Source organism: Mesorhizobium sp. WSM4817 (assembly GCF_055811135.1).
This window is the reverse complement of sequence record NZ_JBVVQQ010000008.1, coordinates 1-18,704: the sequence shown is the minus strand read 5'-3', so window position 1 is coordinate 18,704 and position 18,704 is coordinate 1. Positions and strand designations below refer to the sequence as shown.

The 18,704-nt window shown below is 63.2% G+C and carries 16 protein-coding genes; 4 read left to right on the top strand and 12 right to left on the bottom strand.

Going from position 1 to position 18,704, the window contains the following annotated elements; translation table 11 throughout:
• Positions 1 to 205 precede the first annotated feature (205 nt).
• From AC0L2K_RS13480 to AC0L2K_RS13470, 3 genes are read left to right on the top strand one after another with little or no spacing between them, the layout of a single operon-like run.
• Positions 206 to 967, top strand: a complete 762-nt coding sequence (locus AC0L2K_RS13480; RefSeq protein ID WP_473531554.1) for a 3-ketoacyl-ACP reductase — start codon at positions 206 to 208, stop codon at positions 965 to 967.
• A 12-nt stretch (positions 968 to 979) separates the two neighbouring features.
• The gene (locus AC0L2K_RS13475) at positions 980 to 2,608 is read left to right on the top strand and encodes a GMC family oxidoreductase (protein WP_473531553.1); all 1,629 of its coding nucleotides are present in this window, start codon (positions 980 to 982) and stop codon (positions 2,606 to 2,608) included.
• Positions 2,609 to 2,618: 10 nt separating this feature from the next.
• Positions 2,619 to 2,933, top strand: a complete 315-nt coding sequence (locus tag AC0L2K_RS13470; RefSeq protein WP_287233423.1) for a Dabb family protein — start codon at positions 2,619 to 2,621, stop codon at positions 2,931 to 2,933.
• Between the two features lie 104 nt (positions 2,934 to 3,037).
• Here AC0L2K_RS13470 and AC0L2K_RS13465 read toward each other — a convergent pair whose 3' ends face one another.
• From AC0L2K_RS13465 to AC0L2K_RS13410, 12 genes are all read right to left on the bottom strand, one after another.
• Positions 3,038 to 3,883 (bottom strand): EamA family transporter, encoded by an 846-nt coding sequence (locus tag AC0L2K_RS13465; RefSeq protein ID WP_128169819.1) that lies wholly within the window; start codon positions 3,881 to 3,883, stop codon positions 3,038 to 3,040.
• 7 nt (positions 3,884 to 3,890) lie between these two features.
• Positions 3,891 to 4,805: an endonuclease/exonuclease/phosphatase family protein gene (locus AC0L2K_RS13460; RefSeq protein ID WP_473531552.1), complete on the bottom strand. Its 915-nt coding sequence runs from the start codon at positions 4,803 to 4,805 to the stop codon at positions 3,891 to 3,893.
• Positions 4,806 to 4,900: 95 nt separating this feature from the next.
• The gene (locus AC0L2K_RS13455) at positions 4,901 to 6,451 is read right to left on the bottom strand and encodes a cation:proton antiporter (RefSeq protein ID WP_473531551.1); all 1,551 of its coding nucleotides are present in this window, start codon (positions 6,449 to 6,451) and stop codon (positions 4,901 to 4,903) included.
• Between the two features lie 216 nt (positions 6,452 to 6,667).
• Positions 6,668 to 7,732, bottom strand: a complete 1,065-nt coding sequence (locus tag AC0L2K_RS13450) for an ABC transporter ATP-binding protein (protein WP_287223712.1) — start codon at positions 7,730 to 7,732, stop codon at positions 6,668 to 6,670.
• Between the two features lie 31 nt (positions 7,733 to 7,763).
• Positions 7,764 to 8,555, bottom strand: a complete 792-nt coding sequence (locus AC0L2K_RS13445; protein WP_027153283.1) for an ABC transporter permease — start codon at positions 8,553 to 8,555, stop codon at positions 7,764 to 7,766.
• Positions 8,552 to 9,541 carry an ABC transporter permease gene (locus AC0L2K_RS13440; RefSeq protein WP_473531550.1) on the bottom strand — a complete coding sequence of 330 codons (990 nt, stop codon included), beginning with the start codon at positions 9,539 to 9,541 and terminating at the stop codon, positions 8,552 to 8,554. The genes AC0L2K_RS13445 and AC0L2K_RS13440 overlap by 4 nt, the downstream gene beginning before the upstream one ends.
• A gap of 160 nt (positions 9,542 to 9,701) precedes the next feature.
• Complete coding sequence (locus tag AC0L2K_RS13435; protein ID WP_473531549.1) at positions 9,702 to 10,808, bottom strand: ABC transporter substrate-binding protein; 1,107 nt, start codon at positions 10,806 to 10,808, stop codon at positions 9,702 to 9,704.
• A gap of 243 nt (positions 10,809 to 11,051) precedes the next feature.
• The gene (locus tag AC0L2K_RS13430) at positions 11,052 to 12,224 is read right to left on the bottom strand and encodes an iron-containing alcohol dehydrogenase (RefSeq protein WP_473531548.1); all 1,173 of its coding nucleotides are present in this window, start codon (positions 12,222 to 12,224) and stop codon (positions 11,052 to 11,054) included.
• A gap of 18 nt (positions 12,225 to 12,242) precedes the next feature.
• Positions 12,243 to 13,631, bottom strand: a complete 1,389-nt coding sequence (locus AC0L2K_RS13425; RefSeq protein ID WP_473531547.1) for an aldehyde dehydrogenase family protein — start codon at positions 13,629 to 13,631, stop codon at positions 12,243 to 12,245.
• 87 nt (positions 13,632 to 13,718) lie between these two features.
• Positions 13,719 to 15,089, bottom strand: coding sequence for a glutamine synthetase family protein (locus AC0L2K_RS13420; RefSeq protein ID WP_473531546.1), 1,371 nt, complete (start codon positions 15,087 to 15,089; stop codon positions 13,719 to 13,721).
• A 95-nt stretch (positions 15,090 to 15,184) separates the two neighbouring features.
• The gene (locus AC0L2K_RS13415; RefSeq protein ID WP_031254545.1) at positions 15,185 to 16,699 is read right to left on the bottom strand and encodes an amino acid permease; all 1,515 of its coding nucleotides are present in this window, start codon (positions 16,697 to 16,699) and stop codon (positions 15,185 to 15,187) included.
• 21 nt (positions 16,700 to 16,720) lie between these two features.
• Entirely contained in the window at positions 16,721 to 17,542 is an 822-nt protein-coding gene (locus AC0L2K_RS13410; RefSeq protein ID WP_128169828.1) for an N-formylglutamate amidohydrolase, read from the bottom strand.
• 152 nt (positions 17,543 to 17,694) lie between these two features.
• On the opposite strand from AC0L2K_RS13410, the gene AC0L2K_RS13405 reads away from it, so the two are divergent.
• Positions 17,695 to 18,522, top strand: coding sequence for a MurR/RpiR family transcriptional regulator (locus AC0L2K_RS13405; RefSeq protein WP_023798113.1), 828 nt, complete (start codon positions 17,695 to 17,697; stop codon positions 18,520 to 18,522).
• The last annotated feature ends 182 nt before the right edge of the window (positions 18,523 to 18,704 follow it).

Genomic DNA, 18,704 nt, shown 5'->3' with positions numbered 1-18,704 from the left:
GTCTGCGCCGCCCCTCATCCGCCTACCGGCACCTTCTCCCCGTGAACGGGGAGAAGCCCGCTGGCCGCAACCTCGGCGCCTTTTTTGCAACGCTGGCGATTGGCGAAGCAGGCGATGAAGGCGTCCTTCTCCCCGTCACTATACGGGGAGAAGTGCCCGGCAGGGCGATTAGGGGCGGCGCTGACGTCCAAAGGAACATCTTCACATGAGCCGTCCGGCAGCCCTCATCACCGGCGGCGCGCGCGGCATCGGCCTTGCCTGCGCCGAGGCGCTGGCCGATGCCGGCTTCGATATCCTTGTCGTGGACCTTGCCGAAAAAGCCGGCGACGGGGTTGCCGCTGACATCACCGTCCGCGGCGTGAAATTCGCCTACCATTGCGGCGACATTGCCGACCTCGACGACCATGCCGCATTGGTCGATGCCACGACAAGCGCCTTCGGCCGCATCGACTGCCTGGTCAACAATGCCGGCATCGGCGCCGTGGTACGCGGCGACCTGCTGGAATTGAAACCGGACAATTTCGACCGGATCGTCGCCATCAATCTGCGCGGCACCGTCTTCCTCAGCCAGGCCGTTGCCAGGGCAATGCTTGCAGCGCCGGGTGATCACCCAAAAACGATCATCACCATCACCTCGGTCAGCGCCGAAATGGCCTCGCCGGAACGTGCCGACTATTGCATCTCCAAGGCCGGACTTTCGATGTGGGTGAAAACCCTGGCGCTTCGCCTCGCCGCCGACAACATTGGCGTGTTCGAGGTGCGGCCGGGCATCATCCACACCGACATGACCGCAGGGGTAACCGCCAAATACGATGCGCTGATCGACGGCGGCCTGGTGCCGGCAAAGCGCTGGGGCGAAGCCGCCGATGTCGCGGCCGCCGTAGTGGCACTCGCCGGCGGCAAGCTCGGTTTTTCGACCGGCTCGATCATCAATGTCGACGGTGCGCTGTCGGTGCCGAGGCTGTGAACAGGTGACGCCATGACCGACTACATCATCGTCGGCGCCGGCCCGGCCGGCTGCGTGCTGGCCAACCGGCTGAGCGAAGAGCCATCGAATTCAGTGCTGCTGCTCGAGGCCGGCGGCAAGGACTGGCACCCGCTGATCCACATGCCGGCCGGCTTCGCCAAGATGACCAAGGGCATCGCCGCCTGGGGCTGGTCGACCGTGCCGCAAAAGCACATGAAGGACCGCGTCTTCCGGTACACACAGGCCAAGGTGATCGGCGGCGGCTCCTCCATCAACGCCCAGATATACACACGCGGCAACGCCCGCGATTACGACGCCTGGGAGAAGGAAGAGGCCCTTGCCGGCTGGGGCTATCGCGACGTGCTGCCCTATTTCAAGCGGGCCGAGAACAACCAGCGCTACGCCAACGATTTTCACGGCGACCAGGGTCCGCTCGGCGTCTCGAACCCGATTGCGCCGCTGCCGATCTGCGAGGCCTATTTCCGCGCCGGGCAGGAGATGGGCATTCCCTTCAATCCGGACTTCAACGGGGTAGCCCAGGAAGGCGTCGGCTATTACCAATTGACGCAGAAGGACGCGAGACGCTCCTCCGCCTCGGTCGCCTATCTCAGGCCGATCCGCGCGCGAAAAAACCTGACCGTCAGGACTGATGTGCTGGTGACGCGCATCGTCATCGACAAGGGCCGCGCCGTCGGTGTCGAGATCGTCGACAGGCCGGGCGGCGAGAAGAAAATCCTGCGCGCCGAGCGCGAAGTCATCGTCTCGTCCGGCGCCATCGGCTCGCCGAAGCTGCTGATGCAGTCGGGCATCGGCCCGGCCGACCATCTGAAGTCGGTCGGCGTGACGCCGGTACACGATCTGCCCGGCGTCGGTTCCAACCTGCAGGATCATCTCGACCTGTTCGTCATTGCCGAATGCACCGGCGACCACACCTACGACAACTACGCCAAGCTGCACCGGACGGTGTGGGCCGGCCTGCAGTACCTGCTGTTGAAAAAAGGCCCGGTTGCCTCCAGCCTGTTCGAGACCGGCGGCTTCTGGTACGTCGACCCGACCGCCGCCTCGCCCGACATCCAGCTCCATCTCGGCCTCGGCTCCGGCATCGAGGCCGGTGTCGAAAAACTGAAAAATCCGGGCGTGACGCTGAACTCGGCCTTCCTGCGCCCGCGTTCGCGCGGCACGGTGCGGCTGAACAGCGCCGACCCGGCCGACCGCCCGCTGATCGATCCGAATTACTGGTCCGACCCCTACGATCGCGACATGTCGATCAAGGGGCTCAGGCTGGCGCGCGAGATCATGCGGCAGAAAGCGCTGGCCCCCTACGTGCTGCGCGAGGTGCTGCCGGGACCGGCACTCACCAGCGACGACGAGCTGTTCGACTATGCCTGCCGCAGTTCCAAGACCGACCACCACCCTGTCGGCACCTGCCGCATGGGTCATGATGCGATGAGCGTGGTGACGCCCGATCTCAGGCTGCGTGGTATCGAGGGCTTGCGCGTCTGCGACGCTTCGGTGATGCCGCGCATCCCCTCTTCCAACACCAATGCGCCAACCATCATGGTCGGCGAAAAGGGCGCCGATCTGATCCTTGGCCGCGTCCCGCTGCCGCCGGCCGTGTTTTCCACCAACCAAGCGGCATGAGATTCCAAGAATGATCAGGCACTGTGTTTTCGCTCGATTCCGCAATGACGTCACCGACGCCGAGCGCGCGGCAATCCATGCCGACCTTGAGGCGCTGCGGCGGGTGATCGACGGTATGGGCAAGGTCGAATTCAGCGCCAACACCAGCCCGGAGCCGTTCGCGCGCGGCTTCACGCACGGATTCACCATCGACTTCCGCGATGCCGCCGCACGCGACGCCTATCTGGTGCATGAGGCTCACAGCCGAGCCGGCGCTCGGCTGGTCGCGGCGCTTGAAGGCGGAGCCGACGGGCTGATGGTGTTCGACCTCGAGATAGGCGCTTAATGCATGTCGCGCAAAAGTGTGCAGCGGTTTTGCGTTAGCGACATGCATAAAACAACAATCTAAAGCGCGTCGCGTGAGGTCGGTCGAACGCGACGCGCTTTAGCCTATCCAAGCCTCAGCGCGACGACGCCGGCAACAATGCTGAGCACGGCGGCACCCCGCCAGGCGGTCATCTTCTCGCCGAGCGCAAACACCGAGATCATCATGGCGAACAGGATCGAGGTTTCGCGCAGCGCCGCAACCGAGGCGATCGGCGCCTTCGTCATCGCCCACATCACGATCCAGTAGGCGGCACCACTGAGCACGCCGGTATACACGCCCGCCTTCCAGTCGCGCGCCAGGACCGGCAGCGCCTTTGGTCCGCGGAAGATCAGGCACAGCACCAGCGCCCACAGCGCATCGCAGACGAACAGCCATGCGGCATAGCTCGACGCCGTCGCTGCCAGCCGCGCGCCGCTGCCGTCGGACAGCGTATAGCCAGCGATGAAAATCGAGGTGCCCAGCGCAAAGCCGACGGCGCGCAGGTTCAGCCTTTCCAGATGCGCGCCGCCGCGAAACGACAAAACCAGCGTCCCGGCCGACAAGAGAACAATGCCGAGAATGGCGAGCGGCGCCGGAACTTCAGCGACGACCACAATGCCGCCAAGTGCAGCCAGCAGCGGTGCCGTGCCGCGCGCCAGCGGATAGGTCTGGGCGAAATCGCCGGCCTTGTAGGCGCCTATCAGGAACGTCCTGTAACCCATGTGGAAGATCACCGAGGCGATGATGTACGGCCACACTTCCGCTTTCGGCACCTCGACAAATGGCAGCGCCAGAAGCGCCACGGCGCCCATGCCGAGCGTCATCAGCGTGATCGACAGGAAGCGGTCGAGATGGACCTTGACCAGCGCGTTCCAGATCGCGTGCATGGCGGCGGCAGCAAGCACCGCGAAGAAGACGGACAAGGTCATCGGCGGCTCATGCGCCTTCGGCCCCCGTCGCGAACGGCGTTTCCAGGTCGATGTCGACCCGCAGCGGAAAATGGTCGGAGGCGATTTCGCCGATATCGGCACTGGCCGAGCGCACCCGTCCCGCCAACATGCCACCGACGAAGCAGTGGTCGAGCCGTCGCTTTGCCAGCCTGCCGTCGATGGTTTTCACATGGGTGTGGAAATCCGCCGTTGGTTCGCCGCCGACGGCGGCGGCATCGACAAAACCGTTGAGATAGGCAGCACCGCGATGGTACGGCGTGCTGCAGACGATGCGCCGGTACTCGGCGCTGCCCGGCTCCATGTTGAAATCGCCCATCCAGATCGCCGCCAGCGGGTTTTCCGGCTCCGGCTCGCCATTGCTCCAGTTGCGCACGGGCTCATCGTCGGCGCCGCTCCACGGGCCGCCGTCGGACGGCGCGCGGCGATGCTCGGCGAGCAGATAGTCGATCTGCTCCAGCCGCTCTTCGGCGGCGATATGCGCCAGATGCAGCGACAGCACCCGCACCGGACCGGCAGGGGTGTGGATCATGCATTCGAGCGCTGCGTTGCGGGTGTTGAGCGGACGCACGGTGCGGCGCAGTGGCAGCGTGTGCAGGCGCGACCAGACGATCGGCAGCCTGGACAGGAGCATGGTGCCGAATTGCCGCCGACGGTTGACGATGCGGCCGTCACGCCGTTCGCTGGCGTCCATGTCGAAGGCCGGCCCATAAACCCAATAATGTTCGGGCAGCAGTCGCGAAAGAAGTTCCGGCTGGTCGTCCTCGTTGCTGCGCAGCCAGTGCCGTTCCACCTCTTGCAAGGCGATGATGTCGGCGCCGGCGACGATCTTGGCGCAGCGCGAGAGATCGTAGCGACCGTCGCCGCCGAACCCGTACTGGATGTTGTAGCTGACCAGCTTCATTACTTATCCGGCTCAATTCCCTGAAAGCAGTAGCCGTTGGGCTGATCGGCTGCAATGTGCAGCCGGATGCAGAGCGCTTGGGCCAGATAGCGCAGCTAGGTCGTCAACGGCTGGAAACGTCCCGGCGGAGAGGCGGCCAGTTCCGACCAGTCGATTTCCTCCTCCAGGCGATGATATGCTTCGTCGCCGATCGTTCCGTCGATGCGCAATTGCTCCAGCGCGTCACGCTGGCTCTTGATAGCATAGAGGCGCAACCTGTCGTACTCGGTCGTAGCCCGGGCGTCCTCCGGGTTTTCAGCGATCGTGCGCTGCGCGGCAAATTGCTCGCGGACCACGGCCGCGGCATTCGATGTCTTGCCGCTCAACACGTCCAGCGCGGCCTGCATGATGGCGACGCGCGCCTGGGCGACTTCGCGGTCGACAATTTCGTCCGGATCGAGACGAAGCAGGCGCAGCAGCGGCTTCAGGCTGATGCCTTGCAGCACCAGGGTGCCGAGGACGACCGAGAAAGCGGCGAGCACGATTGGGTCGCGGCCGGGAAAGTCAGCTGGCAAGGCAAATGCTGCTGCAAGCGTGACCAACCCGCGCATGCCGCACCAGCCGATCAGCACGCCGCCGCGAAATGACGGCGCCTCGGCCTGCCGTTCCGCGTCACCGAAGCTGGCGAGCCACCTCATGATCGCGCCGCATCCCAGCACCCAGACGAGACGCGAGACGACGACGACAGCCAGCACGGCTGCGGCGAAGACGAACGCTTCGACCTGCCCCTGCTCGGCAAGTCGGCCGACGATCGACCGTGCCTGAAGTCCCATCAGGACGAAGGCCAGCACGTTGAGCACGAACACCGCCGTCTCCCAGACCGAGTAGGAGCTGACGCGATTTCTGGCCGGCATGCGGCGCGGCGCGGTGCGCGCGATGGTCATGGCATAGACGACGATCGTTATGATGGCGGAGAGCCCGATCCTGTCGGCCAGGATCCAGACGCCGAACGTCCCGGCAAATTGCACCACCGTGCCGCTTGCCGGATCTCTGATGCGGCTGAGGGTGACGAGAGACAATCGGCCGAGCACGTAACCAGCGGCAAGGCTGCCGACCGTCGACAGCAAGATCATCGGAACCGCGCTGCTCAGCAGGATGGAGCCGGCGGCTGCGGAAACCGCCATGCGGTAGATCAGCAGTGCCGTGGCGTCGTTGAGCAGGCTTTCGCCTTGCAGGATCGCGGTGACGCGGTGCGGCACCTTGAACTGTCCAAGCACGGCCGACGCCGCCACGGCATCGGGCGGCGCCACGATCGCGCCCAGCGCAATGGCCGCAGCGATCGGCAGGCCTGCCATCGTCCATCCAACGAGCGCCACGGCAGCGGTGGTGAAAACGACGGCGCCAAGCGCCAGCAAGAAAAGCGGCAGCCTGTAGCGATTGAGATCGCGCAGCGACGTGTCGTAGGCCGCGTCAAGAAGCACCGGCGCGATGAACAAGGCAAGCGCCAGTTCGGGATCGATCTCGATGGTCGGCGCAAACGGCAGGAAGGCGATGCCTGCGCCTGCCAACGCTAGCAACGAAGGATAAGGAACCTGGAGACGCCGCGACAACGCCGTCAGGGCGACAGCGATCAGCAGGAGAACAAGGGTCAGCTCGAAAAGCGCCATGCCTCATCGTAGCGGCGAAGCCGGGCGATTGGCAGGCAAAAAAACGGCGACGGCTTTGGCTGGTGAATGGTGAATGGTGAATGGTGAATGGTGAATGGTGAATGGTGAATGGTGAATGGTGAATGGTGAATGGTGAATGGTCGCTTGCAGAGAAATCTCGGCGCGTAAAGCGCCTTCTTGCTATTCACTATTCACTACTCACCATTCACTCTTCCCCTAGTGCAACACCAGCATGTCGCCCGACGAGAACGAAATCTCGGCCTTCTCGCCGACAGCGGGCGGCGGCGCGGCCGGGCTGTTGAACGTGTCGAGCGACACCGTGCTGCCGCCGATGCCGACGCGAACCCGGATGACCGAGCCGAGGAAGTGCACTTCGGTGATCTCGCCCGAAAGACTGGAGTCGCGGCCGGGATGGCGACCGAGCGAAATCGCCTCGGGCCGCAGCGCCAACGACAGCGTGTCGCCGGACTTGGAGCCGTTCAGCTTTCCCTGCAGCGAGACCTCTTGCGAATTGACGCGCACCTTGCCCGAGGCTGCATCGGTGACGGTGCCTTCGAGCACGTTCAGCGTGCCGACGAAATTGGCGACGAACTTGGTTGCCGGTCGGTTGTAGATCTCGAACGGCGTGCCGACCTGCTCGGCCTTGCCGCCATACATGACGGCGATGCGGTCGGAGATCGACAGCGCCTCTTCCTGGTCGTGGGTGACGAAGATGGTGGTGATGCCGAGCCTCTTCTGGATCGAGCGGATTTCCTCGCGCAGCGACACGCGCACCTTGGCGTCGAGCGCCGATAACGGCTCGTCGAGCAGCAGGAGCTTCGGCTTCGGCGCAATCGCCCGCGCCAGCGCGATGCGCTGCTGCTGGCCGCCGGAGAGCTGATAGGGATAGCGGTCGCCCATCTGCGGCAGCTTGATGAGGTCGAGCATCTCGGCAACGCGCCTGTCGGCATCGGTCTTAGGCATGCCCGCGACCTTCAGCCCGAAGCCGATGTTTTGCGCCACCGTCAGGTTGGGAAACAGCGCATAGGCCTGGAACACCATACCGACATTGCGCTGGTTGGGCTTGAGCCGGGTGATGTCCTTGCCGGCGACGACGATCTTGCCGGCGCTCGGCTCCTCGAAGCCGGCGACCATACGCAGCACCGTCGTCTTGCCGCAGCCCGATGGCCCGAGGAAGGAGACGAATTCGCCCGGCTCGACGTCGAGGTTGAAATCCTGGACCACGGTGGTGAGGCCGAAGGATTTTCGCACATGCTGGATGGAGAGGAACGGCTCGGCCATGGCTTTTTTTCTTTCGGTCAGTACTTTTCGGTCAGTTTGGCCGGTTCGCCGATCGCGGCGCAAAACGCGACAGGATCTGGATCAGCGACATGCACGCCCAGGTAATGGCGAAGGCGATGATGGCAAGTGCCGCCGGCTCATAGGCGCGATTGGCGCCGATGTTCTGCAGGTAGGGACCGAAGGCCGGCCGATTGAGCAGGCTGGCCATGGTGAATTCGCCGAGGACGATAGCGAAGGTAAGGAAGGCGCCCGACAATACCGCGATCAGCACATTGGGCAGAATGACACGGGCGATGATCGTGCCCCAGCCGGCGCCGAGGATCTGCGCCGCTTCCGTCAGCGTGCGCACGTCGATAGTGCGAAGCCCGGTGTCGACGGCGCGGTACATATAGGGCAGCGCCAGCGTCGCATAGCCGATGACCAGCAAGGCGTTGGTGCCCGTGTCGCTCGCCAGGAACGGCAGCGGCGAGTTCGATCCGTACATTCTGATGTAGCCGAAGACGATGACGATGGCCGGGATGACCAGCGGCAGCAGAGTGATGAACTCGACGACCGGTCTCAGTTGCGGCAGCCGTAGCCGGATCCAGTAGGCGGTGGGCACAACAATGAGCACGCCGAGGATGATGGTGAAGATGGCGGCAAGCACCGAATAGCCGAAGGTCGCCTGGAAGCGGGGATCGCCAAGCACGACCTCGTAGGCATCGAAGGAATAGACCCCGCGCCGCATGCGCATCGAGAATTCCACGGTCGCGATCAGCGGAATGAAGAAATAGGCCGCACCCAGCGCGAAGACGACCCAGGCCCAGAAACGTCCGCTCTTCATTTGAGCCACCTTTCGCTGCGCGTCCGGAACCAGATGTAGAAGACGTTGGCGAGGCCGGTGATGACGATCATGCCGAAGGCAATGGCATAGCCGAGATGCGGGTTGTGCAGCACGTCGCCGCGGATCTGTGCGTAAAGCACGATGGGAATGATGTTGAGCGACGAGCCGGTCAGCGCATAGGCGGTGGCGATAGCGCCGAAGGCGTTGGCAAACAGCAGGATGACGGTGCCGAGAAAACTCGGCCATATCACTGGGATGACGACCATGCGCCAGTATTGCGCCGTGGTGGCGCCAAGCGTCGCGGCCGCCTCGCCCCATTCCTTCTTCAGTCCGTCGATCGCCGGCGTGATGATGACCACCATCAGCGGGATCTGGAAATAGACATAGGTCAGCGTCAGGCCCCAGAACGACAGGATGTTGAAGCCGTGGGCGTAAATGTTGAGGCCGAACACGGTGTTCAGGATCACCGTCGCGAGGCCGAGCCGGCCGAGCGTAGCGAGGAACGCAAAGGCTAGCGGCACGCCGGCGAAATTCGAAGCCACGCCGGAAAAGGTCAGCGTCGCCGAACGTATCCAGTTCGGCAGGCCGCCGCGCACGATGGCAATGGCAATGGCCAGACCGGCAAATGCCCCGATGAGCGACGAAGCGAGGCTGATCTTGATCGAGATCCAGTAGGCGGCAACGATAGTGGGCAGCCTGCAGTTTCCGTCGACCCAGGAGATCCAGGAATCATATTGGCACTGTATGTAGTTCGACAGATTGGGTGGGTCGAAGATACCGACAATGTTGTCGAACGTGAACGTGCCGGCAGCGTTCTGGAAGGCGCCAAGCACCAGATAGAGTGTGGGCAGGACCAGGAACATGATGGCGAAGATGAAGAACGGCGCCACGCCCAGCCATTGCGTCGGCAGCCGAAACGCGCGCGCCTCGCTGGGCGGCGCCGTCTTCCCGGCAATCGCGTGATCGGAAAGCGAGAGATCGGTCATGCGCCGGCTACCGTCTTATCGCATCGGCCCGAAAATCGAACTCGATTTTCGGAAAGCACGATGCGGAAATTTGAGTTCTAGAGCGTACTTTGTGCGTCCGACGCACGTCGCTCTAGCGGGAATACCGGGCGGCGGTGAAGCCGCCCGGCGGTTTTCAGCCTTACTGAACGTTGGCGCCGACGACGGCGTCCCAGTTCTTGGTGATGACTTCCTTGGCCTTGCCCTGCTCATCGAGCGACGGGAACACCGCGGCCTCATAGGATGCGGCCGGCGGCAGCTTGGCCATCACGTCCTCCGGGATTTTGCCGGTCTTGGCGAGATCGTTGAAGCGGATCGGGTGGCAATAGCCCTTCAGCCAGCCGATCTGGCCTTCGTCGGAATAGAGATATTCCAGCCAGAGCTTGGCAGCGTTCGGATGCGGTGCGTAGGCGCTGATCGCCTGCACGTAGACGCCGGCGACGACACCGGTCTTCGGCACGACGACGTCGACCGGCGGATTGCCTTTCAGCGTGTCGCGGCCAGCAAGCGCGTTGTAGTCCCAGTTGATCAGGATCGGTGTCTGACCCTGTGCAAGCGTCGCCGGCTTGCCGATGACCGGCACGAAATTGCCGGCGGCATTGAGCTTCTTGAAGAACTCGAGGCCGGCAGTACCTGCGGCTTCACCGGCCGCGGCGCCGCTTGAAAGACCAGCGGCGTAGACCGCCTGGATTGCCTGGTTCGAGGCGCGTGGATCACCGGCGAGCGCGACGGCGTTGGCGTATTCCGGCTTAAGAAGATCGGCCCAATCAGTCGGCACTTCCTTGACCAGATCCTTGTTCACCATCATCGCCAGCACGCCGTAATAGTCGCCGGTCCAGTAGCCTTCGGGATCCTTGGCGCTGTCGGGGATCGTGTCCCAGGTCGACACCTTGTAGGGTTGGATCAGGCCGTCGGCCTTGGCGGTCGGGCCGAAGGACAGGCCGACGTCGATGACGTCGGGCGCCTGCGGGCCCTTATTGTCCTTGTTGGCCTTGATCGCCTCGATCTCGTCGCCGGAGCCGGCATCGGGGTTGAGCTCGTTGACGGTGATTTCCGGATATTTCGCCTTGAAGCCGGCGATCACCGCGCCATAGCCGCACCAGTCATGCGGCAGCGCGATGGTGGTGAGTTGGCCTTCCGCCTTGGCGGCGGCGACCAGTTCATCCATGGACTGCGCCGACGAGATGGCAGAGGTCGCCATCAGGGCGACGGCCGTAAGGGAAAGTACTTTTCCCGTGAATTTGAACATGTGTTCTCTCCGTTGAACTGACGCCGTTGGACGCCTGCGATGCGGTATCGTTTTCGTGTGACAGCCCGATGAATGGTTTGTGAAAGCGATGCCCTGCAGTGCGAAAAAGTAAACTCTTTTTAACCGGCTGTAGCAATCGCCTCGCGACTATTTTTCCGGCTAACGAGTTTCCGTCTTACCTTTCATCTTTCCCCCTTTCTTTGCCCTCAATTTCCCGGATCAGTTTCCGGCGCGAATACTGTGTCAGGCGGTGCCGGCAATGGAATTTTCGAGCAGCGTCAGCGCCGCCTTCCTGGTCAGCTTGACAGGGTTGCCCTCGGCGGTCGGATCGACCACTGCCATATCGGCGATCAGGCCCTTGCGCTTCTTGTCCATGTCGAGCCCCTTGATCAGGCCTGGGAGCGCGTGCGGCACCTTCAATTCCTTGCGCAGCTTGGTGACAGCCTTGGCGAAACCGTCGAAGCCGCCCTTGATGCCGCAATAAGCCGCGAGCCGGGCGATGCGCACCTCGATGGCGTCGCGGTTGAAGGCCAGCACATAAGGCATGAACACGGCGTTGGTCATGCCGTGATGGGTGTCGTAGAGCGCGCCGACCGGATGCGACAGCGAGTGGATGGCGCCCAGCCCTTTCTGGAAGGCGGCAGCGCCCATCGCGGCCGCGCTCATCATGTGGGCGCGGGCGACCAGATCCTTGCCGTTGGCGAAGGCTTTCGGCAGGTTTTCGAAGACGAGCCGCACGCCTTCGACGGCGATGCCGTCGGCCATCGGATGATAGCCCGGCGCGCAATAGGCTTCGAGGCAATGGGCGAGCGCATCCATGCCGGTGCCGGCGGTGATGAAGCCGGGCATGCCGACCGACAGTTCCGGATCGGCGATGACGATGGCCGGCAAAAGTTTCGGATGGAAGATCACCTTCTTGGTGTGGGTCGCTTCATTGGTGATGACGCCGGCGCGGCCGACCTCCGAGCCGGTGCCGGCCGTGGTCGGCACGGCGATGATCGGTGCGATCGCGTCGGAGTTGGCGCGCGTCCACCAGTCGCCGATATCCTCGAAATCCCAGACCGGCCGCGTCTGGCCGGCCTGAAAAGCGATCAGCTTGCCGAGGTCGAGCGCCGAGCCGCCGCCAAAGGCGATGACGCCGTCATGCTTGCCCTTCTTGAACACGGCAATGCCGGCGGTCAGGTTGGAGTCCACCGGATTCGGCTTGACCTCGGAAAACACGCCATAGGGTACCTTGGCATCGTCGAGGATCTTCAACGTCGTAGCGACGACCGGAAGTTTGGCCAGCCCCGGATCGGTGACGAAGAGCGGCCGCTTGATGCCGGTGGCTTCAAGCACATCAGGCAATTCCTTGATGCGCCCCGCGCCGAAGCGCACGGTTGTCGGATAGTTCCATTTGGAAATCAATTTTGTCATTTCTGTCTTTCAAAAAAATCAGATGGCTTCACGCAGATGATATGACTTCGGCCTCGTCAGATTGTCGTAGCCGATGGCCGACAGCGCCGCGCCCTTGCCGGTGTCCTTGACGCCGGTCCAGACCAGCGCCGGATCGAGATAGTCGCAGCGGTTCATGAACACGGTGCCGGTCTCGACGCGATCACCGATCGCCGTCGCATGCTCGGTGTCGCGCGTCCAGATCGAGGCCGTCAGCCCGTAGGGGCTGTCGTTCATCAGCGCGATCGCCTCTTCGTCGTTGCGCACCTTCATGATGCCGACGATCGGCCCAAAGCTCTCCTCACGCATGACGCTCATCTGGTGATCGACTTCGGTCAGCACTTCCGGCGCCAGATAGGGCGAGCCTTGCTCGTCGTTGGCCACCCTCATGTTGATATGCGCCCTGGCACCCTTGCGCAGCGCCTCGGCCTTCTGCTCGCGGATCAGGTCGGCAAAGCGCGCCTGTGCCATCGGCCCCATTGTCGTCGCCTGGTCGAGCGGGTTGCCGACGACGTAGTTCCTGGTTTCGGCGATGAAGCCTTCGACGAATTCGTCATAGACCTTCTCGTGGACATAGACGCGCTCGATGCCGCAGCAGCACTGGCCGGAATTGTAGAGGGCGCCGTCGACCAGGTTGGCGACGGCATGGTCGATCTTGGCGTCGGCCAGGACATAGGCCGGATCCTTGCCGCCGAGCTCGAGGCCGAGCGTCATGAAGGTGCCTGCCGCGGCCTTCTCGATGGCGCGGCCGCCGGCGACCGAGCCGGTGAAATTGACATGGTCGATCTTGCCCGAGCCGAGCAGTTTTTCGGTCTGCGCATGGTTCATGACGAGGTTCTGGAACAGACCCTTGGGCAGGCCTGCTTTGTCGAACGCCTGTTGAAAGCGTTCGCCGACCAGCAGCGTCTGCGCCGCATGCTTGAGGATGACGGCGCTGCCGGCCATCAGCGCCGGCACGATCGTGTTGACGGCGGTGAGATAGGGGTAGTTCCACGGCGCGATCACCATGACCACGCCGAGCGGCACCTTCTTCACATAGCGGCGAAATCCGTCCTTCGGATTGGAGGCCATCACCGGCTTGAGTGCCGCTTCGGCGATCTCGACCATATAGCTGGTGCGTTCCCTGACGCCGCCGAACTCGCCGCCATAGCGCACCGGGCGGCCCATCTGCCAGGCGATCTCCGGCACGATCTCGTCGGTCATGGCGACCAGCGCTTCCAGCATGGCGAGCATGTACTTGCCGCGCTCGACGATCGGCGTCTCAGCCCATTTCTCCTGCGCCGCCTTGGCCCGCTCGACCGCCGCATTGATCGCCTGGTCCGTGGCGATGGGCCGCTCGGCATAGATCGAACCATCGACGGGAGATTTTATCTTGACCGTTTCGGTCATTCCTTGGGTCCTCGCAATTTATGACAATCTCGGTTTTGAGCCGCCCGCCCGTCCGGCAGCAAAGCTGAACGGCGACGCTGGCGTAGTTTAGTACCGCTCAAACCCCCTGTGCAGTTCCCAATCGGTAATGCGGCGGTCGTATTCGAACTGCTCCCAGTGCGCCGTATGGACATAATGCTCGAGCACGCCTTCGCCGAGTGCCTGCTTCAGCATCTCCGATTTTGCCAGCGTCTCGGTGGCGTCACGCAGGGTCTTCGGAATTTCCGGCAGCTGCGAGGCTTGATAGGCATCGCCGACGAAGGGTTTTTGCAGTTCAAGCTTTTCGTCGATGCCGGCAAGGCCGGCCGCGATCAGCGCGGCGAAGGCGAGATAGGGGTTGAGATCGGCGCCGCCGATGCGGCATTCCATGCGGATGCCCTTGGTGCCCTCGCCGCACAGGCGGAAACCGGCGGTGCGGTTGTCCTCGCTCCACATGATCTTGGTCGGCGCGAAGGTGCCGGCCTGGAAGCGCTTGTAGGAGTTGACGTAGGGCGCCAGGAACCAGGTGAATTCCCTGGCATATTTGAGCTGGCCCGCCGCCCATTGCTGGCCGAGCGTCGACAGTGTCCATTCGGCCTTTCTGTCGTAAAAAAGCGGCGTCTCGCCGTCGGCGCTCCACAGCGAATTGTGGATATGGCTCGAATTGCCGGCCAGCCCGTAATTGTACTTGGCCATGAACGAAATCGCTTTGCCTTCGGACTCAGCGATTTCCCTGGCGCCGTTCTTCAGGATGACGTGGCGGTCGGCCATCTCGAGCGCCTCAGCATAGCGGACATTGATTTCTTCCTGGCCCGGACCCCACTCGCCCTTGGAGTTCTCAATCGGAATGCCGGCTGCCTGCATCTCGTTGCGCAGCCGGCGCATGACGCCTTCTTCCTTGGTGGTGATGCCGATCTGGTAGTCGCCGATATAGGGCGAGGCTGTGTCGAGGCCCTGCCAGTGCTTCTTGCGGGCGGAATCGTAGGTTTCGCTGAACAGATAGAATTCGAGCTCGGAGGCGAAATAGCCGAGATAGCCGCGTTCGCTCAGCCGCTTGACCTGCTTCTTCAGGATGGCGCGCGGCGAATGCGGCAGGTCGTCATGGGTGTGGTGGTCGAGCACGTCGCAGATCACCAGCGCCGTCTTTTCCAGCCATGGAATGCGCCGCAGCGTCGACAGGTCGGGCTTCATGACGAAGTCGCCGTAACCCTTCGACCAGCTCGCCGCCTTGTAGCCGGGCACCGGTTCCATATCGATGTCGGCGGCCAGGAGATAGTTGCAGCCATGCGTCTCGTCATGCGCGGAATCGACGAAATACTGCGCCAGGAACCGCTTTCCCGTCAGCCGCCCCTGCATGTCGACAATGCACGCCAGCACCGTATCGACCTCACCGCTGGAGACCGCCTTTTTCAACTGATCGAACGAGAAATTTCCGGCCATTCTTGCAAGCTCCGCCGCCTTTGTGGCGCTTCGAGAGTTCAACTCTGGACCCGGCCGCAGGAAGCGGCCGGGTGTTTCTTGAGGTCCGAGGCAGGTTAGGCTTTCTGCGCGTGCTCCAGCGCGAACTCTTCTTCCGGCGACAGGATCAGCTTGTGACGGCCGACCAGCCCGAAATAGACGATCGCGATGGCGAACCACAGCGCCACCCAGACCACGCCCTTGGTGAAGTTCGGGTCCTGAATCTGGTAGAGCAGGGTGACCACGCCGATGATGATCGTCAGCACGGCGCCCGGGACGCCGAGCGGGCTGCGATAGGGACGTTCCATGTTCGGCTGGTTCTGGCGCAGCAGGATGAAGGACACCGCCTGCAGGATGTAGGAGAACATCGCGCCGAACACCGCCATGTTCAGCAACACCGAGCCGATGAGCGAACCGGCCGTAGCGCCGCCCAGCGCGAACCACATGATCAGCATGATGCCGAAGCCGACGATGGCGCCCGCAAACATCGCCACATACGGCGTCTTGTACGATTTGTGGGTGACCGACAGCGCCGACGGGAAATAGCCGGCGCGGCTCAGCGAATAGACCTGGCGGCCCATGGCGAAGATGATGGTGTGGAAGCTTGCGATCAATCCAATCAGCGCGATGACGCCAAGCAGCACTGCGCCCGAGTCGCCATAAATCGCCCGGAACCCGTCAAGCAGAGGCTCGCCGGAAGTCGCGAGCTTGAACGAACCAACGCCGACGACCGACGGGTTGAGCAGCACGATCATGAAGGCCGAGACCATCAGCGTCAGCATGCCGGCGATAATACCGCGCGGCATGTCGCGCTTGGGATCGACCGATTCTTCCGCCGCCAGCGGAAGCTGCTCGATCGCCAGGAACAGCCAAACCGCAAAAGGCAACGTTGCCAGCACGCCCGAGAAACCGAACGGGAACATCGAGCCATTGCCTTCGGGAAGCTCCATCGCCGCTCCGTCCGGACCGACGCCGATGTTCAACGCCCAGCGCGAAAAGTCCATGCTCGGGATAGCGCTGATCCAGAAGACAATCAGCACGGCCAGCGACAGCAGCGTGACGATCAGCGTGACGCGGAAGGACAGCGCGACGCCGAAAATATTCAACGCCAGGAACAGCCCATAGGTCACCAGCCACCAGAGCGGCGGCCAGACGCTGGAGTCGGGAAAGGCGACCGACCAGATGCCTCCCATATAGGAGCCGATGAAGAAGGCGATGACGGCGGGCGTCACCACATACTCGACGTTTTCGCAAAGCCCGGTGATGAAGCCGCCCCACGGCCCCATCGCCGTCCGGGCGAAGGAGTAGGCAGCGCCGGTGTGCGGCAAAGCCGGGCTCATCTCGGCGATCGAGAAGACGAGGCCGACATACATGATGGCGATGATGATGCCGGCCACCAGCATGCCGCCCCAGCCGCCTGTCCCGAATCCGAAATTCCAGCCCGAAAAATGCCCGGATATGACGGCGCCGACGCCGAGCGCCCATAGATGCCAGACATTGGCGTGACGCACCAGTTGCCGGTCCTCGAAATAAGATTTGTCGCGCTTCGCGTATGCGACGCTGCCAACTTGCTTCGTATTACCGCCTGCCATTTGAAAGTCCCCTTCTTCTTGTCAGTTGACCGGTTCCACCGGATGGCCGAGCCCGCGCCGGCCAGATCCCTGGGATCCGGATGACGGCTCGAGATCGGAAAAAATCCCCGTGAGCAGATCCGCCCATTTTCGCTGCCCGGCTTCGTCGGATATTTCGTCATTGCGGATTTCGATCATCGCGCAGGGTAGGTCCCGCGGGCGCGCGTGCCGTTCCAGCGTGAAATAGACACGGTCGGCCGGCGAATAGGGTTGGTTGATGCCGACTGTGACGCCGGCGAGCCGCTGCAGCGCGGCGACGAGCGGCGCTGCCAGCCGACGATCCTCGTCATGGATGACGCCAATGTGCCAGGGCCGGCTCTTGCCGTTGTAGACCGGGTTGAAGGAATGGATTGAAACCAGCCGCGTCTCGAGCCCGCGCGCCAGCCTTGTATCGATGATGTCAGCGACCGCATCGTGAAAAGGTTGCCAGGACAGGGCGATGCGCGCGGCGCGCTGCTTTTGCGACAGGCCGGCATTGCCCGGAATGGTTGTGGTCTCGCTGACCGGCGGCACCAGATCGGGTGCGTCGAGCGGGCGGTTGCAGTCGATGACAAGCCGCGAAATGCGGGTCTCGACCAGCGTCGCGTCAAGCGCCGCGGCCATGCGGCGGGCCACCGGCAGCGCGCCGGGATCCCAGGCGATGTGGCGGGAAAGCTCTTCGGCAGCAAGGCCGAGCGTTCCGAATTCCGGCGGCAGGAAATTGGAGGCGTGGTCGCAGGTCAGCACGAAAGGGCTCGATCCGCCGGGGTTCGTCACCCCTACGGTTTCAGGCGATGCAAGGCTGGCGGGCCGTGCTGTCTCCATTATCCTGTCGTCCCCGGGGAGCGCTGTATCGTATGTTACGTATTTTGCCTCATTGCGTCCCTGTGGATGATTTCATACAGTTTGTCCGGCTTTGTCAAACGCGATTTCGGGTCAAATGCGATTTCGGCAAAACGGCCGGGCATGGGGAAAAGATGATTTCGAGCATTGCCGAACTGATCTCGGACCGCATCGGCACGATGCCGGCGGGCGAGCGCCGCGCAGCGCAGACGCTGATCGCCAGCTATCCGCTGATCGGCCTGAAGACGGTCGCCGAATTCTCAGCTGCCGCTGGCGTCTCCTCGCCGACGATCCTGCGTTTCGTCGCCCGCCTCGGCTTCCAGAACTACCCGGAATTCCAGTCGGCGCTGCAGGACGAACTGGCGGCGCAACTGCAGTCGCCGGCGTCGCGCACGCTCAACCCGCCATCGCCGAACGGCGGCGCGGTGTCGCCGATGCTGGAGGCGACGCTCGACAACATGCGCGAAACGTTCAGGCACCTGTCCGACAAACAGCTTGCCGACATCGTCGCAAAGCTTGCCGACCGACGCGGCAAAACCTTCCTGATCGGCGGCCGCTTCACCGATCCGCTGGCGCGCTACATGGCCGCCCACCTCGCCATCATCCAGCCCAACGTCTTTCACCTCGCCGGACAGGAAAGCGTCTGGCGCGATCGGCTGATCGACATGGGCAAGCGCGACGTGCTGGTGATCTTCGACATCAGGCGCTACCAGGACAGCCTGGTCCGCTTCGCCGAGACGGCACACCAGCGCGGCGTGCAGATCGTGCTGTTCACCGACCAGTGGCTGTCGCCAATCGCCCGCTTTGCCCGCCATGTCATCGCCGGGCGCACCGCCGTGCCCTCGGCCTGGGATTCTTCGGCGGCCCTTTTCGTCGTGGCCGAAACGCTGATCGGCGCCGTCACCCGGCAGCTCGAGGCCGACGGCGCCAAACGCATCCGCGAGTTGGAAAGCCTGCGGTAGGGAATAGGGACGCGGCCTGAACTCGACCGCATGATCACTTCCATGCCGGAGAAGGCGGCCAGCAGGCTGCAAACGCAAAACGGCCCGCGTGATGCGGGCCGTTTTTTATTTGGTTGCGGGGACAGGATTTGAACCTGTGACCTTCAGGTTATGAGCCTGACGAGCTACCGGGCTGCTCCACC

What these genes read in the sequence shown, in the direction of transcription:
- AC0L2K_RS13480 (WP_473531554.1), top strand. Translation starts at nt 206, where the DNA reads ATGAGCCGTCCGGCAGCCCTCATCACCGGCGGCGCGCGCGGCATCGGC.
- AC0L2K_RS13475 (WP_473531553.1), top strand. Translation starts at nt 980, where the DNA reads ATGACCGACTACATCATCGTCGGCGCCGGCCCGGCCGGCTGCGTGCTG.
- AC0L2K_RS13470 (WP_287233423.1), top strand. Translation starts at nt 2,619, where the DNA reads ATGATCAGGCACTGTGTTTTCGCTCGATTCCGCAATGACGTCACCGAC.
- AC0L2K_RS13465 (WP_128169819.1), bottom strand. Translation starts at nt 3,883, where the DNA reads ATGACCTTGTCCGTCTTCTTCGCGGTGCTTGCTGCCGCCGCCATGCAC.
- AC0L2K_RS13460 (WP_473531552.1), bottom strand. Translation starts at nt 4,805, where the DNA reads ATGAAGCTGGTCAGCTACAACATCCAGTACGGGTTCGGCGGCGACGGT.
- AC0L2K_RS13455 (WP_473531551.1), bottom strand. Translation starts at nt 6,451, where the DNA reads ATGGCGCTTTTCGAGCTGACCCTTGTTCTCCTGCTGATCGCTGTCGCC.
- AC0L2K_RS13450 (WP_287223712.1), bottom strand. Translation starts at nt 7,732, where the DNA reads ATGGCCGAGCCGTTCCTCTCCATCCAGCATGTGCGAAAATCCTTCGGC.
- AC0L2K_RS13445 (WP_027153283.1), bottom strand. Translation starts at nt 8,555, where the DNA reads ATGAAGAGCGGACGTTTCTGGGCCTGGGTCGTCTTCGCGCTGGGTGCG.
- AC0L2K_RS13440 (WP_473531550.1), bottom strand. Translation starts at nt 9,541, where the DNA reads ATGACCGATCTCTCGCTTTCCGATCACGCGATTGCCGGGAAGACGGCG.
- AC0L2K_RS13435 (WP_473531549.1), bottom strand. Translation starts at nt 10,808, where the DNA reads ATGTTCAAATTCACGGGAAAAGTACTTTCCCTTACGGCCGTCGCCCTG.
- AC0L2K_RS13430 (WP_473531548.1), bottom strand. Translation starts at nt 12,224, where the DNA reads ATGACAAAATTGATTTCCAAATGGAACTATCCGACAACCGTGCGCTTC.
- AC0L2K_RS13425 (WP_473531547.1), bottom strand. Translation starts at nt 13,631, where the DNA reads ATGACCGAAACGGTCAAGATAAAATCTCCCGTCGATGGTTCGATCTAT.
- AC0L2K_RS13420 (WP_473531546.1), bottom strand. Translation starts at nt 15,089, where the DNA reads ATGGCCGGAAATTTCTCGTTCGATCAGTTGAAAAAGGCGGTCTCCAGC.
- AC0L2K_RS13415 (WP_031254545.1), bottom strand. Translation starts at nt 16,699, where the DNA reads ATGGCAGGCGGTAATACGAAGCAAGTTGGCAGCGTCGCATACGCGAAG.
- AC0L2K_RS13410 (WP_128169828.1), bottom strand. Translation starts at nt 17,542, where the DNA reads ATGGAGACAGCACGGCCCGCCAGCCTTGCATCGCCTGAAACCGTAGGG.
- AC0L2K_RS13405 (WP_023798113.1), top strand. Translation starts at nt 17,695, where the DNA reads ATGATTTCGAGCATTGCCGAACTGATCTCGGACCGCATCGGCACGATG.